This is a genomic window from Brasilonema sennae CENA114, from assembly GCF_006968745.1.
In the GTDB taxonomy this organism is placed as follows: Bacteria; Cyanobacteriota; Cyanobacteriia; order Cyanobacteriales; family Nostocaceae; genus Brasilonema; species Brasilonema sennae.
Genome location: NZ_CP030118.1, coordinates 2,057,593 through 2,071,235, shown reverse-complemented (window position 1 = coordinate 2,071,235; position 13,643 = coordinate 2,057,593). Strand labels below are relative to the sequence as shown.

The 13,643-nt window shown below is 43.0% G+C and carries 16 protein-coding genes and 1 tRNA gene; 8 read left to right on the top strand and 9 right to left on the bottom strand.

The window, feature by feature from the left end; genetic code table 11:
• Window positions 1–37: 37 nt before the first annotated feature.
• A complete protein-coding gene (locus DP114_RS08825; RefSeq protein ID WP_171975915.1) occupies window positions 38–1,312 on the bottom strand; it encodes a tetratricopeptide repeat protein in 1,275 nt (424 codons plus the stop codon).
• A 320-nt stretch (window positions 1,313–1,632) separates the two neighbouring features.
• On the opposite strand from DP114_RS08825, the gene DP114_RS08820 reads away from it, so the two are divergent.
• The 5 genes from DP114_RS08820 (at window position 1,633) to DP114_RS34810 (ending at window position 3,761) form a co-directional block, all read left to right on the top strand.
• On the top strand, window positions 1,633–2,250 hold the full coding sequence (locus tag DP114_RS08820) for a chromophore lyase CpcT/CpeT (protein ID WP_171975914.1): 618 nt from the start codon (window positions 1,633–1,635) through the stop codon (window positions 2,248–2,250).
• Window positions 2,251–2,298: 48 nt separating this feature from the next.
• Entirely contained in the window at window positions 2,299–2,520 is a 222-nt protein-coding gene (locus DP114_RS08815; RefSeq protein WP_171975913.1) for a hypothetical protein, read from the top strand.
• Window positions 2,511–2,582, top strand: a tRNA-Cys gene (locus DP114_RS08810). The genes DP114_RS08815 and DP114_RS08810 overlap by 10 nt, the downstream gene beginning before the upstream one ends.
• 173 nt (window positions 2,583–2,755) lie before the next feature.
• Window positions 2,756–3,343 (top strand): hypothetical protein, encoded by a 588-nt coding sequence (locus DP114_RS34815; protein WP_246163091.1) that lies wholly within the window; start codon window positions 2,756–2,758, stop codon window positions 3,341–3,343.
• A gap of 157 nt (window positions 3,344–3,500) precedes the next feature.
• A complete protein-coding gene (locus DP114_RS34810) occupies window positions 3,501–3,761 on the top strand; it encodes an IS200/IS605 family accessory protein TnpB-related protein (RefSeq protein WP_246163090.1) in 261 nt (86 codons plus the stop codon).
• Between the two features lie 13 nt (window positions 3,762–3,774).
• On the opposite strand, the gene DP114_RS08800 is transcribed toward DP114_RS34810, so the two are convergent.
• The gene (locus tag DP114_RS08800; RefSeq protein ID WP_169264200.1) at window positions 3,775–4,623 is read right to left on the bottom strand and encodes a class I SAM-dependent methyltransferase; all 849 of its coding nucleotides are present in this window, start codon (window positions 4,621–4,623) and stop codon (window positions 3,775–3,777) included.
• Window positions 4,624–4,753: 130 nt separating this feature from the next.
• Between DP114_RS08800 and DP114_RS08795 the strand changes: the two genes are divergently transcribed.
• On the top strand, window positions 4,754–4,897 hold the full coding sequence (locus DP114_RS08795) for a tyrosine-type recombinase/integrase (RefSeq protein WP_211178359.1): 144 nt from the start codon (window positions 4,754–4,756) through the stop codon (window positions 4,895–4,897).
• An 87-nt stretch (window positions 4,898–4,984) separates the two neighbouring features.
• On the opposite strand, the gene DP114_RS08790 is transcribed toward DP114_RS08795, so the two are convergent.
• Window positions 4,985–5,260: a lipopolysaccharide assembly protein LapA domain-containing protein gene (locus tag DP114_RS08790; RefSeq protein ID WP_171975912.1), complete on the bottom strand. Its 276-nt coding sequence runs from the start codon at window positions 5,258–5,260 to the stop codon at window positions 4,985–4,987.
• 152 nt (window positions 5,261–5,412) lie between these two features.
• Here DP114_RS08790 and DP114_RS08785 point away from each other — a divergent pair, with 152 nt between their 5' ends.
• Together DP114_RS08785 and DP114_RS08780 are read left to right on the top strand one after the other, a co-directional pair.
• Window positions 5,413–6,579 carry an LLM class flavin-dependent oxidoreductase gene (locus tag DP114_RS08785; RefSeq protein WP_171975911.1) on the top strand — a complete coding sequence of 389 codons (1,167 nt, stop codon included), beginning with the start codon at window positions 5,413–5,415 and terminating at the stop codon, window positions 6,577–6,579.
• Between the two features lie 214 nt (window positions 6,580–6,793).
• A complete protein-coding gene (locus DP114_RS08780) occupies window positions 6,794–7,264 on the top strand; it encodes a GNAT family N-acetyltransferase (RefSeq protein WP_169264239.1) in 471 nt (156 codons plus the stop codon).
• Between the two features lie 205 nt (window positions 7,265–7,469).
• Here the strand turns inward: DP114_RS08780 and DP114_RS08775 are convergent, their stop codons facing one another.
• The 6 genes from DP114_RS08775 to DP114_RS08750 all read right to left on the bottom strand — a co-directional run bounded on the left by DP114_RS08775 (window position 7,470) and on the right by DP114_RS08750 (window position 13,617).
• On the bottom strand, window positions 7,470–7,928 hold the full coding sequence (locus tag DP114_RS08775) for an EamA family transporter (protein ID WP_246163089.1): 459 nt from the start codon (window positions 7,926–7,928) through the stop codon (window positions 7,470–7,472).
• 468 nt (window positions 7,929–8,396) lie between these two features.
• Window positions 8,397–10,193 (bottom strand): GTPase HflX, encoded by a 1,797-nt coding sequence (gene hflX, locus DP114_RS08770; RefSeq protein ID WP_169264203.1) that lies wholly within the window; start codon window positions 10,191–10,193, stop codon window positions 8,397–8,399.
• Between the two features lie 320 nt (window positions 10,194–10,513).
• On the bottom strand, window positions 10,514–10,843 hold the full coding sequence (locus DP114_RS08765; protein ID WP_169264204.1) for a type II toxin-antitoxin system PemK/MazF family toxin: 330 nt from the start codon (window positions 10,841–10,843) through the stop codon (window positions 10,514–10,516).
• Window positions 10,821–11,042 carry a hypothetical protein gene (locus tag DP114_RS08760; protein WP_169264205.1) on the bottom strand — a complete coding sequence of 74 codons (222 nt, stop codon included), beginning with the start codon at window positions 11,040–11,042 and terminating at the stop codon, window positions 10,821–10,823. Before DP114_RS08760 ends, DP114_RS08765 begins: the two co-directional genes overlap by 23 nt.
• Window positions 11,043–11,422: 380 nt before the next feature.
• Entirely contained in the window at window positions 11,423–12,442 is a 1,020-nt protein-coding gene (locus DP114_RS08755) for a DUF389 domain-containing protein (protein ID WP_169264206.1), read from the bottom strand.
• A gap of 167 nt (window positions 12,443–12,609) precedes the next feature.
• Complete coding sequence (locus tag DP114_RS08750) at window positions 12,610–13,617, bottom strand: mechanosensitive ion channel family protein (protein ID WP_169264207.1); 1,008 nt, start codon at window positions 13,615–13,617, stop codon at window positions 12,610–12,612.
• Window positions 13,618–13,643: the final 26 nt, after the last annotated feature.

Here is a 13,643-nt window from a genome sequence, read left to right as displayed (position 1 = left end):
AGGTTTTGAGCGAGATGTGTGTACACACAAGCCCTCTCTACCGCGAAGTTTGCCCAGATATTTTTTGAATTTGCTGGGTGAAGTATGTTTGGTCAGAGTTTAATTGTTGTGCGATCGCAAGACCTTTTTGAAAAGCTGTTAATGCTTGTGGATAGTCTTTGCGTTGCAAATGAATTTGCCCAATTTGGTCATAAGCACTCATTAAACCGTAAAAGTTGACGGCTTGCTCCTGTGCTTGTACAAGAATTTGGCTGGCTTGCAAAGCCTCTTCTACTTGTCCTTGAGAACGATACAGTGGAATTAACTTTTGCAAAACTTCACTAGCACGAATATATTGCTGTGATTGCCAAGCTATGGTATACGCTTCTTTGTAATTTTTGAAAGCTTCTTGTAGGAAGCTGGGATTTTCTCGTGCCAAAGATTCGTAGTCTAAGCCAATAGATTGCTTTAATGTTGCTAACTCCACAGGGTTGTTTTGGCGTTGGTAGATTTCTGCTAGCTTATTACGTATCTTTATTGATTGCTCTGGTTGTTTTAATTGCTTGTAAATGTAAGCAAGTTGTTGTAAGTATGATATTTCGTTGGCAGAATCGTTTTTAGAGTCACCAAAAGTAAGCAATTTCTCATAAGTCGCTGCTGCTGATACGTAATCAAACCAACTTAAATGTAATTCTCCAATCGTCTTTAGGGTGTCTACTTCTGCTACAGTATCTCCTTGCTGTCGCACGGCTGTCAAAACTTGGTCATAAACTTGCAGCGCCTCTCTAGGCGATCGCACTTGTTGATAAGCTTGACCTATGGCTCGCAACAGTTGTAGATCTATCGTGTTTTCTATTGTGTTTTGGGCGATCGTGTTTTGGGATTTTGTTTTTTGGGATTGCCCCTGTTTTTGAATAGCTTGCAATCGCTGCGTGATGTACTGCACTTCTTGGCGATTGTTTTCTCTCCAAGCAATTTCACCGACTCGCGACAGTGCTTGCACCTCAGCTAATGAACCCAAAAAGCGACGCAAGCGCAACTCTCGATTCCAGATATCGAATGCTGTTATCTTGTCTGCTGCTTGTAGTGCCGCTGTAGCTTGCTGATTGAGCTTATCTAGCGCCGCCTCCAAATTTTGACTTTCTTGCAAAGTCAGCGGCTGCTTATCTTTTGGTGAACGTGGTAGTAGTGGGTCAGGTGTGGTAATCTCTAGCGGATTCGGGGGAAATTTATCTGGCTGTTGAGGCTTTGTGCTCGCTGCTAATGTTAGCGAATTGCAAAACAGACAGAATGTAGCAGTCGCAGTAATGGTAACACTTAAGCGTCGTAGCATGGACATTTTACCTTTTCGTCGGATCACAAAGGGACAAGGGAGTTAACAATTCAAAATTCAAAATTCAAAATTCAAAATTCAAAACTCAAAACCACTTAAGTTCTGATCGCCGTAAGCCAGCGATCAGACTTCTCTCAAAATTTGCAATCTTCCTCTACCTGACGAGAGTCAGCAAAAAAATTCTCCTGAGAAAACAGTCAACTACAAGCTATACAATACTTTCTAATACAATTTATATTTATCCAGCTACACACTGGTAGCTTTCAGTACCAAGTAGCTTGGTTGACCCAATTCAAAATCTGGAATTCAAGATTGGTATAATGACTCATTCTACTGATATTGCCACGTTAGCCCGTTGGATGGCAGCAGATTTTAGCAATCAAGAACAAGCTATAGAAAACCCGCCTTTTTATGCCCACATCCGTGTTTGTATGCGTCCTGTGTTTTTGGGGTTATCATCAGGCCTGAGTTTGTTTCTTGAACAAGCTTATGATTACATGATCAATGACCCCTATCGTTTGCGGGTGTTGAACTTCATAAACGCAGAAAACCATATTATTTTGGAAAACTATACTGTCAAAGAAGAACAACGGTTCTACGGTGCATCCCGTAACCTTGAGCGCTTGAAAACTCTCAGCGCCGACGATGTGGAAATAATGCCAGGCTGCAACATGATTGTAGAGTGGACGGGTCACAGCTTCAAAGGCAAGGTAGAGCCGGGAAAAGGTTGTATCGTGTTTCGCAATAATAAAAAGACTTATCTTGACAATGAATTTGAAGTCAATGAAGAAAAATTGATTAGCCTTGACCGAGGACGCGATATAGAAACCGATGAGCATGCTTGGGGGTCGATCGCTGGACCATTTTACTTTTTCCGTCGGGCTAATTTTGCAGATGAAGTGAAACTCACTCCTGAGTCGGAGAGTGCTAACTCCTGAGTGAGTGCAAAAGCACCTTTGAATAAAGGTTAGTGTTGAGTTTTGAGTTTGGAACGACATCCAATCACTTGGAACTTAGCACTTGGACATTCCTGTGATATGCTAGTTGCTGCCAAATTCACGCTGACTCTAACTTTCACAGCAAAGGTTGTAATTGGTCATGAGTTAAACTATAATGGATTAGCACTGAATGCATATAGCTATTCAAAAGCTCATATAAAAAGTAGTGCAATTTGTCAAGTGCAAGTAACTGCACAAGCGGCGACATAGCCAAGTGGTAAGGCAGAGGTCTGCAAAACCTTTATCCCCCGGTTCAAATCCGGGTGTCGCCTTTAAGTTTTGTACATTAACTGATTTCCTGTGATTGTTAATAAATTAAGTGTCAAAGTTATGTATAGACATGTTAAGTGACCTTTAATTTGTTAACTTTCACCAAATACTGTATTTTTTCGATTTCTGGGATTTGACAGATAAATAGTCAATCTCCTAGTTTAGGACAGATAATTTGTTAAATACTGGTTTTTCGATTAAGCGATCGCCTCCTATCCTTCCTTCTGAAGAACATTATATTAAAGCAAAGCGCCAAGTGCTGCGATACCTTAAATCTGATAAAAAACCTAAGTACTTGTCAAATCGGGAACGGTGGCATTTAGCGCAACTTAGAGTGGGAAAGACACCTGAAGAATGGGGATATCTGGATCACGGTTATGAAGCGTTAACAGAGCCAACATTAACATCGTTTCTCCTGAATGGAGAACCACTAGCACATATTACAAGGAATAGTTACGGTCTGCTTTGCCTCAACTCACCCCAAGTAATGTTTGTTGACATTGACCTTGTTCCTTCAATCTCTCCAATCAGAATTCCTGTAAAACCTGGTTTAAAATTTAACGACTGGTGTGAAGTGCGGATAGTTCCAACTTCTGGATGTTTCGTCATAGAAATTGTATACGAAATTCCTGACAAGGAGGAATTTTTCTGTAGCCTTAATCCAGAATTAGCTGCGTCTATTGATATAGGGTTAGACAATCTTGCAACGATTGTTTTTAATGAGCCGACGATACAACCAATAGCAGTTAAGGTAAACCATTAAAGGCTGCTAACCAGTTATACAACAAGCAACTGGCAAAGTTTAAAGGTTTCTTGCCTTAGGTTGTGAGAACTTCTAGGCGTATCCAAAATATTGTTCTTAACCGCAATAATTTTGTTGATAGCTATTTACACCAGTCAACAAAAATGATAGTTGACAAATGGTAAAAAACGGTTGCACCGTTGTAAATATAGGTAAAAATAAACAGTGGAAAACCTCTGTTAATCTTGGTAAGAGAAACAACCAAAACTTTACCCAAGTACCACACGCTAAGTTTACCCTGATGCTGACTTACAAGTTAGAAAAAGTTGGCATCACCGTTAAGGTTGGTGAGGAATCTTACACCAGTAAGGCTTCACTTCGTCCCGGGACACCAGAAGATTTTGTTCCAGATCTGAAAAATCTACACGAATTGACGTGAGTGACTCCCGAACCTACATGTGTGGCTTCAGTAAGTAGACATCCTGGGGCGGATTCCCCTTGGCTCCTTCTGGGATGAAATCGACCACGTCGAAACCCTGAGCCAGAACGCTACGGACATAGGCTTCCGGGTGATAGGCACTGCAATAGTTCGTGCCAATGAAATCTTGGTCACATACCACCAAGGTCCCTTTTTGGTACTTTAGGCGATCGCCTGCAAGCATCCCCGCCACAGACTTGTCGCCATGGACACTGAGGATTAAACAACCCTCAGGGGTCAGGATGCGATGGAACTCATTCATCCACCTGACTTGTAATGGCTCTGTTAGATGCGTCAAGACTGAGAACGCATAAATGAGGTCGAACATACCATCTGGATAAGGGAGGGGTGGTTCCAGTGAGTTGACGTTGAAGCGAGCAAAGTCTAAGTATTTTTCGCACCAATGGATCGCTGTGGGGTTGCTATCAGCGCCATAGATCTCAGCGCCGGACAGACCTCTGAGGTGACGCAGGACTCGACCGCAGCCGCACCCGAAATCTAAGATCCTCTTGAACTCGTCGAGGGTCTTGCCTTGTGTAGCCAGTATCTCAACGAGAGTCTGGGCACCGAGTTTGCCCGAGTGGAGGAACCACTCGACGTCTTCTGTACCTGCTACCAGATACCTCAGGACACTGCTCGGAACTGGTAGGTCCTCCGCTTCTATCAATCTCCCTCTCTCGGTCTCGACGAGAGGGACTTCGGTTGTGAAAGCGAGCTGATGGATGCAGCTTTTCAGTTGCCGGTTTTCACTCTCAAGGTTCTCAACGAGCTTGACCACTTTCGAGAACCCAGGGATATGGCGCAGTAGATCCCGTTTCCGCATATGTAATCCTTATGATGAAGAATATTACCATAGCATCCACAGAGAAAGTGGAGTAACTAGTTATTATACGGGCAATTTCTGAATATCATGACTAATGTAGCCGCATCAACTCAAAATTAAGCTTTTAGTTGTGAAATTTTTGTATGCTACTGGGTTGCGGTTAACACAAGGACTAAATTTACGTGTCAAAGATGTAGATTTTGCCCAACAGCAGATCATTGTTTGGAATGGTAAAGGCATGGAAAGTCGGGTAACAATGTTGCCTGCAACTTAGAACGAAAATATCTCAACGCCAGTTGAGATTGGGTTTAGCAGGATGATTCATATTTAACAAAATTGACTTTTGGAAGAAGTCTCGTCCTCAAAACTCCTCATCGGCGAAGAATTCGTTTTCATCTTCTGATCTAAAATTCCTTCGCTCAGAACCAGCAACACCCCACAAGGGTTGCAGCAATGCTACACCAACCATCCCTACAACAGCACAAAAAGCTAGCACTAAACCTACTGGAATTTGAATCGACTGGAAGGTTAGAAATTTCAAAGAGACTGGTTGAGCGTTTTGTACTGAGAGGATGGCTACTCCCATCACCCATGAAGCTATAACTATCGATATCAGCAGACTGGTAAAATTTTTCATAGCGCTACAATATTATTCTTTATACGGTCGGGATAATTACTGATAAGTTATTATTACCTCGTTTTTCTGTAGTTTTGCTGGCAATCAGCCGTCTGATCCAAAAATGACTAAAGTCGAGTACAACTTACAGAGTTATTTAGGAGAAAGAAAAGATGTTTAAAGGCGATGTACCTCGGCTTTCGACTATTAGGACGCATCAGAGGGTATCTGAGGTGGGTTGGTTTGCCGATTTATGCGGGGGTGACACTGATCGTTTAGGAAAGCTTGACCCCTCTCGGCGCAGCAACTACGAACATTGCCGTGATATTGTGCTCACAGCTGATTCCTTAGGCTACAAGAATATTTTACTGCCCACAAGCTATATGTTGGGTCAGGAAGTGTTACCTTTTGCGGCGGCGATCGCATCCCAACTCCAGCAAATCAGTTTACTCACCGCAATACGCACAGGCGAGATTCACCCTCCCATGCTCGCACGTCATCTTTCGACGTTAGACCATCTGTTACAAGGACGACTGACTGTAAATATCATTAATTCCGAACTCCCCGGACTTGTTGAAGACGCTGAGTATCGCTATCAACGGTGTAAAGAAGTGATCCAAATTCTGCAACAGGCGTGGACGCAAGAAAAAATAGACCATTCAGGGGAGATTTATCGCTTTAGCCTACCAAGTTACCCAGTCAAACCGTATCAGCAACATGGCGGACCACTGCTTTACTTCGGCGGAATATCACCAGGTTCTCGCGATGTGTGTGCTCAATACTGCGATGTTTTTCTGATGTGGCCCGATACTGAAGAAGGACTGTTTGAAAGTATGCAAGACCTTTCCAACAGGGCTGCTGCTTATGGACGAAGTATCGATTTTGGACTCCGTATTCATGTAATTGTACGCGAAACCGAGGAAGAAGCTCGTTTCTGGGCAAAAACTTTGATATCAGAACTCGATGCAGCTCGCGGTGTACAGTTGAAATCTCGTACACAAGATTCTCGCTCCGTAGGCGTCTTGAAACAAGATGCCCTGCGAACAGTTGCTGACGAAGATGACTATATTGAGGGGAACTTATGGATGGGAATAGGACGAGCGCGTTCTGGGTGTGGAGGAGCACTCGTGGGAAATCCATCTCAAATACTTGAACGACTGCATCGTTACTTGGATATGGGAATTCGAGCATTCATTTTTTCTGGCTATCCCCTGATTGAGGAGTCTCACTATTTTGCCAAGCTTGTGTTACCTCATCTGCCGAATGTTAGGCTTGCAGAACTTCAAGAACGGTTACCTACGGTGCAGCCGGTGACACCTTTGACAACGGGAGAACTCTAATAAGAGCAGATGGACGAGGTAGTGTGTTGGACGGGTTCCCCGGCTTGTTCGCATGATTGCGTCTCCCCTTGGGAGAAGCACCTGCCGTGCAGATACACGCAGATAAATCTGTACTTGATTCCAACGAGAAGCGCTATAGGTGTTGAGCCGAGATCCTTGTAAAATCATGCAAGATGGTCTGAAAACTCTCGTTAAGCATACACTGAAGTTCTCCATGATCCGACCTACAAAACCCGAAGATGCAGCGGCGCTGATTGCCGTAGCCAACACAATCGGTTTCCAGCCGAACGAGCTCGAGGATCTCGCCAAAATGCTGGCTGACTACCTCGGCGGCAACACCGACAGCGATCCCTTCTGGATCACCGACGACGATGACGAAGACGGGCCGGTGGGGGTCGCCTACTGTGAGCCTGAACGGATGACCGATCAGACGTGGAACCTACAATTGATCGCCATTCGCCCCGACCGCCAGGGACAAGGACGCGGTGGGAAACTGCTGTGCTACGTTGAAGAAACTTTGAAGGCGCGGGGTGGGCGAATGCTACTGGTGGAAACGTTAGCGAGCTTCGATCGCACACGGGCGTTCTACGCGAAGTGCGGCTACGAGGAGGAGGCTTGCATCCGGGACTTCTACACGGCGGGCGCTGATAAGATTGTGTTTCGTAAAGTGTTGAATGGGCACTAGACCACAGTAACCCATGAACAAGTTTCGGTTCAGACTAGCTCAGTACTCTTGAGAATAATCAGCTTTAAAAAATGAGTAAAATATCTCACGGGAAAACTTGGATCTTGACACTAACGCGCTTTGCCATCACATTTGGTAGTCTGTCTCGTTATCGCAATGAGTTTGTGCTCGAAAGATTTAATTAGAGTATCCCTCAATAATATTATTAAAAGATTAAGACCAAAGTTCCTATAGCTATTAAGAAAGTTCCTAAAAGAATTTTCCAACTTAACGGTTCATGAAGAAAAAGTACGGAAAACAATAAAACTAATACCAAACTAGATTTATCAATTGGTGCAACAAGCGAGGCTTTTCCTTCTTGTAAAGCCTTGAAATAAAAAATCCAGGATAAGCCAGTAGCAGCCCCAGAACATAATAGAAAAAACATAGTTTTTGGGGGAATTTCTGAAAGATTAACCATACTGCCTTGAGCAAATACAATTCCCCAAGCAACTACTAAAATGACAACAGTTCGGATTGCTGTTGCCAGGTTGGAGTTTACATTTTCAACCCCAACTTTGGCAAATATGGTTGTTAATGCGGCAAAACAAGCTGACAATAATGCATAGATCCACCATGTGTTTGTGTTGCTCATCGTTTTGCTTCCTATTTCACTAGTCATCATAGTGGTTATTGTGTATTGTTACAGCATTAAATTTAGATTTTTCAGAAGTGATATCAAATCCTGTTGATTGCACGCAGTTCCCACAAACCTTCACCCTTAATTTATAATGCTTATGGGTTTTTTATACCATGTGCATTTACCCGGATTTGATATGATATGTATGTCAACATTGAAAAACGTACTACGGCGATGAGCGATAGCTTCTCTACGAGACGCTGCGCGATACGCGCTCTGTAGGGCGATCGCGCTATAGCAGTTTTCAATTGGGTGCAATATAGCAATCTATAGCCGTTGTCAGGTAGATTAGGACATGAACTAATCAGAAAATCTGGACATCACGAGATTTTCAACCCTGTTAAGCGTTAAGCGTTAAGCGTTCCCTGCTATATATTAAAGAATTAAGGTGTAAGGCTGTGCTTATTCTGCACTAACACCCCACACCCCTATGTTGACGAAAATAAAATTTATTTACTGATAAGAAACGGCATATTCAACTAGTTGACCGAGACGTTGGCGTAAGGTTTCTAATCCTAAACGCTCGCTCGCGGAAATAAACACCGCTAAAGGAAACTCTTCCTGCGCTAATGCTAAATTTTTAGTATCGACTTCATCAATCTTGTTAAAAACAACTAGCGCGGGACCCGGAGTGATGGGCATTTGTGCCAGAATTTCTCTGACAGAGCGAATATGACTCAACCAAGCTGGATGAGACAAATCTACCAAATGCAACAAAGCATCAGCTTCTGTGACTTCCTCTAAGGTGGCGCGGAACGCATCCATTAAAGATGCGGGCAATTCGTGAATAAACCCTACTGTATCTGTCACCAGAATTTCTTGAGGTTCATCCGTTTCGCCGTGGGGAACAACCAAGCGGCGTGTGGTGGGGTCAAGAGTGGCAAATAATTGGTCGGCTGTGTAAACCTCTGCATTGGTGAGAGTATTTAGCAGCGTAGATTTGCCAGCGTTGGTGTAACCAACAATAGCCACTGAGGGAACTTCTTGATGTTGTCGCCGCTGGCGCAACCGTTCCCGATGTGCTTGTAGTTGGTTAACTTCTTGTTGTAGTCTGGAAATACGTCGCCCAATGGCACGGCGTTCTGTTTCTAATTTGGTTTCACCAGGACCACGAGTCCCAATACCACCCCCCAGCCTGGACATTGCTTGACCTCGACCAGCCAGTCGTGGTAGCATATATTCTAGCTGTGCGAGTTCAACTTGCAATTTACCAGCACGAGATTGAGCGCGTTGAGCGAAGATATCCAAAATCACTTCGGTGCGGTCAACTACGCGAACTCCAATTTGCAATTCTAAATTACGAACTTGTGTGGGTGAGAGATCGCGGTCGAAGACGATGAGGTTTACTCCTAAGGTTTGAGCAGCTACGGCGATTTCTTGGACTTTACCTTCACCAACGACTGTTTGAGGATGAATGCGCGATCGCTTCTGTCGCATCATCTGCAACACCTCTCCTCCAGCCGTATCCACCAACCGTGCCAATTCTTCCAAGGTGTCTTGGAATTGTTGAGCAGTCGTATCATCAGTCATAACGCCAACAATCAGGACGCGATCATTGTCGGTGTCTACATCTTGGGCGACAAATTCCCGCCGGAACTCTGCTTCGAGTCCTTCCACCAACTCCATCAAGTCCTGATTTGTCAGCATATCCACACTCATGGGTGGCGAAACGCTCCAACTTGTGTATGGAAGGTTGTTGTTTTGTTCTTTACCCTCTTTATTCTCCCCGCCTGCAGGTGGAAGATGAGAAACTTTTTCCATAGTTGGGCTGCTGATCAGGGCGCGAGCGTCTTGGGGTTTCAAATGAGCTAAGTAAGCTTCCTTGACATAGCCCGTCGCGCCGCCACCGCGTCGTTGAAATCCTGTTCCGGTAATATTCAGCATCACTAAGGCATCCAATCGTTGCAATGCCATAGCAGTCAGCGCCGCTTCATTAGGCGGTTCTGGCTTTAGGTGAGTGGCGATGCAACGAATACCGCTCAATCGTTCTGCGCCATAACGGGGTAATTCCAAAGGTGGAATTTGCGTTTGGCGCGGTGTACCTACTCCTACGCGGATCACTTGTCCGCGACGGTTGAGGTAAGCACACACTGGCTGATTGATTTCAGTGCTAATTGCTGCCAGTCGCTGAGAAAATTCAGGCGTTGTGATGCGATCGCCTGATATGCGCTGGTGATACAGTCGCTGTATTTGTTTCAGCTGACTAGACTTTAGACCTTGGAGATTACCAAAGATAGTCTCGATAAGCATTTATGACCAGTAATATGGTCCCCCGAATCCTACTTATTTTATTTTATCTCACTCTTTTTTTGTCAGAAATCTTACTTAGGGAGGATGCTTTTTTCTGAATATTTTAAATTTCGATATGACGTTATGTTGTATGATATAAGCCTATACCCAATAAAGCAATGGTAACAACACGCATCCCCTCAGAATCAAGGGTTGTTTTAAGAAACATCAGCTGGCACACCTTTGAAACCATGCTAGCCCAAATGGGGGAAGACCGAGCCTGCCAACTTGCTTATGACAGAGGCATGCTAGAAATTCTGACGCCACTCTTGCCTCATGATTTAAAATTGCGGTTTAATATACGTATCCCATACCTGTTTCAACTGCTTTGCATCGGACTCGGAAATCTGCCCAATCTTCACAAGCAACAAAGACTTTTCTAGACAGTCCAGTCGAGATAGACGCACAGTTGAAGTAACACGTAGACCACTTGCAGCCCAATCATTAAGAGGTACATCAGTCTGTGTACGTGGTTTGGCTGATGTGACGACTGCTGCTACAACATCATCTCCATCTAACCACAATATGAGTATTGGGCGCTTTTTAGAACCGCCACCGCTTGTGAATAGAATGTCTGCTACCCAAAATTCACCTGGTTGGATAGTCGTCATATAGTCCTTCGTCTTCTGGTGCGTAGCCTTTCAAAAATGCATCATGGCTACGGGTATTTACAGGTTCTTTTGCTTTTTGTTGGATAGTTATGATCCAGTGTCCTGCACCCACACTTTCCAGTAATGATTCTGGGAGATTCAATTTTTCCCCTGGTTTAACTTCAATTTCGTAAGTCAAGTTTTTTTGTTCACTTTTCATAGATTTATTGTTGGTATTTTCATAGTGTTAGTTTAGTTTTGTAACAACTCTAGCACTAACAATTTCGACCTTCTCTCCTCTATTTGTATGGACAACCAAATGCGGTTACTGATTTTCAGAATAGCCTATATTTATAGAAGATAGTTCTTTCTTTTATCAAAATTCCTCAATTTTTAGAGGAAAGTCAAAGAATTGGGGTGATGGGAATGACGCGGAATTTTCGGAATTGGGTGAAGGAAAGGATTTACAACAGCAATTCTTAAGTTACAAGTAAAAAGGGATTTGTATCTGGCTTTGAGCTTTTATTATTTACACTTCACGGACTTGCAGTAGTCCATCGCTTCTCCTATCCCACAAATTTTACCTAGAAGAATTCTGCCTCAATTACTCTCGTTGACATCAGAAGCTGGGGTATCTGTTGTAATTTCTTTAACTTGTCCAACTTCAAATATTAACCGAAATGGTCGTCCCATTTCTTTTGACAAAAATTCTTCTAACAATCTTACTTGTTTAGGTGTCACAGGTTCTTTTGCCCGCACACTTAATCGTACTTCAGGCGGATTAGTTAACCAGTTAGTGTCGCTTTCAATTAAATTTAGGCGCTGAAAGGTAACAGTTCGATTCAATAATGCTTTTTTGACACTGTTTTCTAACCGCGCTTGTTGGACTAATCTACCAAAACTGACTGTTAGAGGAATGAGCAATGCACCTGTAAAAACTAGGGTTAAAATAATAGGTGTTTTAGCTCTTCCTAATGGAGAATAACCGACAACTAAAAAAGTCAACATACAAGCAAGAGTAATGCCCAAAAGATTTGTCAGGTAGAGTAAAGTTGCTCCCTGACTAAGTGCCCAGTTTGCTTGAGATAAACCCAAACCAATCACACAAACAGGTGGCATTAGTGCAACAGCGATCGCCGTTCCTGCTAAAGTACTAGATATCTTCGGTTCCACTTTGGCGTAACCACTAATTGCACCAGCAGCTACTGCAATACCTAAATCTAACAAAGTCGGTTGAGAACGTGCTAAAACTTCGCTACCAAAGTTGGAAATACCAACAATTGAACCCAAAGTGCACGCGATCGCCATGGCCAACAGAGTTCCAACTGTGACTGCAATTAAACCTTTACGAAACAAATCAACATTACCCGCCAATGCGCCAAAAGCTAACCCGCGAATTGGTAACATTAAAGGTGCAACAATCATAGCTCCGATAATCACCGCAGTGCTATTGCTGAGTAACCCAAAAGTAGCAATGGCACATGAACCAACAATCAAAATTAAGTAAGTTGAATTCAGGGTAGATTCATCAAGTAAATCTGTTTGTAGTTCATGGATTATAGTTGGTTCTGGTCGATTTTGTCGAAAGAACCTGAAGCGATCGCGAATAATTACTAGCAAAGTCTAATCCTCACTTTCTCACTTCATTCAATGCTGATTGTCTGATTAAATATTAAGTGATTAAATCCAGTCATCTACTATTGGTGATAATCTCTGAATTTAATTTCTTGCAAAGGTTGAAAAATCAGCTGATTTGCAGTTCATCTTCTGCAATGTATGGATTATCATCACGTTTCATCGTTCGTGATTTGAGAATCAACCTTGCCATTTCGTTGAGCTTGTAATTGTGCTAATTTTCTGATACTGTCACTAATACGTCGAGGTTTTGGGTACTCACCTTTACCAGCAGGCCAGCCTTCACGTTGACGCGATCGGTCGCCATCTGTCTCTTCAGTTTGGTCGTGGAATAAGATTTGTCTGGTTGGGTAAGGTAAATCGATGCCGTTTTCGAGGAGCTTTTTCTTGATGGCAGATAGTACGCGATCGCGTGAACTAAGATCATCTGCCCGACGTGGCGGATTAATCCACCAACGTGCGCGAATATTAACACTACTTTCAGCTAAATCCATCAATAGCACATCGGGAGCAGGGTCTTTCAATACTCCATTTACACTATGCATTGCTTCCAAGATTAACTCTTTTGCTCTGTCGATATCATCGCTGTAACCAATGCCAACATCGTACTGCAATCGGCGGTTCTCAAAAGCAGTATTCACAGTCACAGAATTAATGAATAACTCCGAATTGGGAATAACAATTCGCCGACCATCATAAGTTTTAAGAATTGTCGCCCGTGTTTCAATATTTTCAACAGTTCCTTCAAAGTTTTTAAAAACAATTTGGTCATTGATTCGGAAAGGTTCTGTTAGTAAAATTAAAATACCAGATAAAAAGTTTTGCAGAATATCGCGGAAGGCGAAACCAATAGCTACCCCACTGATTCCTAATAATTGAACCAAATCACCTGCTCTAAATGTAGGAATTAAAATTGATAAAGCAACAAATAAACCTATCAAAATTGTTGTTCCCTGTGCCAACCGTCCTAAAACTAATCCTAAATTTCGAGCATGGCGATACCTACTGGTAAAACGTTTGACTATTTGCTTGATTGTTCGAGCAACAAAAAAGAAGATTGCAAAAACAATCACTGCCAGCACCATATTAGGGAGTAGGATAATAAATCCGTTAATCATTCCCTGGATTTTGTCCCAAAGAGCGGAGATTTGTATGTTCATGTTAATTGCTTTTTTACCAACTTCCA

Bases quoted from the DNA above. Each gene is read 5' to 3' on its own strand.
- DP114_RS08825 (WP_171975915.1), bottom strand. From the start codon at position 1,312: ATGCTACGACGCTTAAGTGTTACCATTACTGCGACTGCTACATTCTGT.
- DP114_RS08820 (WP_171975914.1), top strand. From the start codon at position 1,633: ATGACTCATTCTACTGATATTGCCACGTTAGCCCGTTGGATGGCAGCA.
- DP114_RS34810 (WP_246163090.1), top strand. From the start codon at position 3,501: ATGGTAAAAAACGGTTGCACCGTTGTAAATATAGGTAAAAATAAACAG.
- DP114_RS08800 (WP_169264200.1), bottom strand. From the start codon at position 4,623: ATGCGGAAACGGGATCTACTGCGCCATATCCCTGGGTTCTCGAAAGTG.
- DP114_RS08790 (WP_171975912.1), bottom strand. From the start codon at position 5,260: ATGAAAAATTTTACCAGTCTGCTGATATCGATAGTTATAGCTTCATGG.
- DP114_RS08785 (WP_171975911.1), top strand. From the start codon at position 5,413: ATGTTTAAAGGCGATGTACCTCGGCTTTCGACTATTAGGACGCATCAG.
- DP114_RS08780 (WP_169264239.1), top strand. From the start codon at position 6,794: ATGATCCGACCTACAAAACCCGAAGATGCAGCGGCGCTGATTGCCGTA.
- DP114_RS08775 (WP_246163089.1), bottom strand. From the start codon at position 7,928: ATGATGACTAGTGAAATAGGAAGCAAAACGATGAGCAACACAAACACA.
- hflX (WP_169264203.1), bottom strand. From the start codon at position 10,193: ATGCTTATCGAGACTATCTTTGGTAATCTCCAAGGTCTAAAGTCTAGT.
- DP114_RS08765 (WP_169264204.1), bottom strand. From the start codon at position 10,843: ATGACGACTATCCAACCAGGTGAATTTTGGGTAGCAGACATTCTATTC.
- DP114_RS08760 (WP_169264205.1), bottom strand. From the start codon at position 11,042: ATGAAAAGTGAACAAAAAAACTTGACTTACGAAATTGAAGTTAAACCA.
- DP114_RS08750 (WP_169264207.1), bottom strand. From the start codon at position 13,617: ATGAACATACAAATCTCCGCTCTTTGGGACAAAATCCAGGGAATGATT.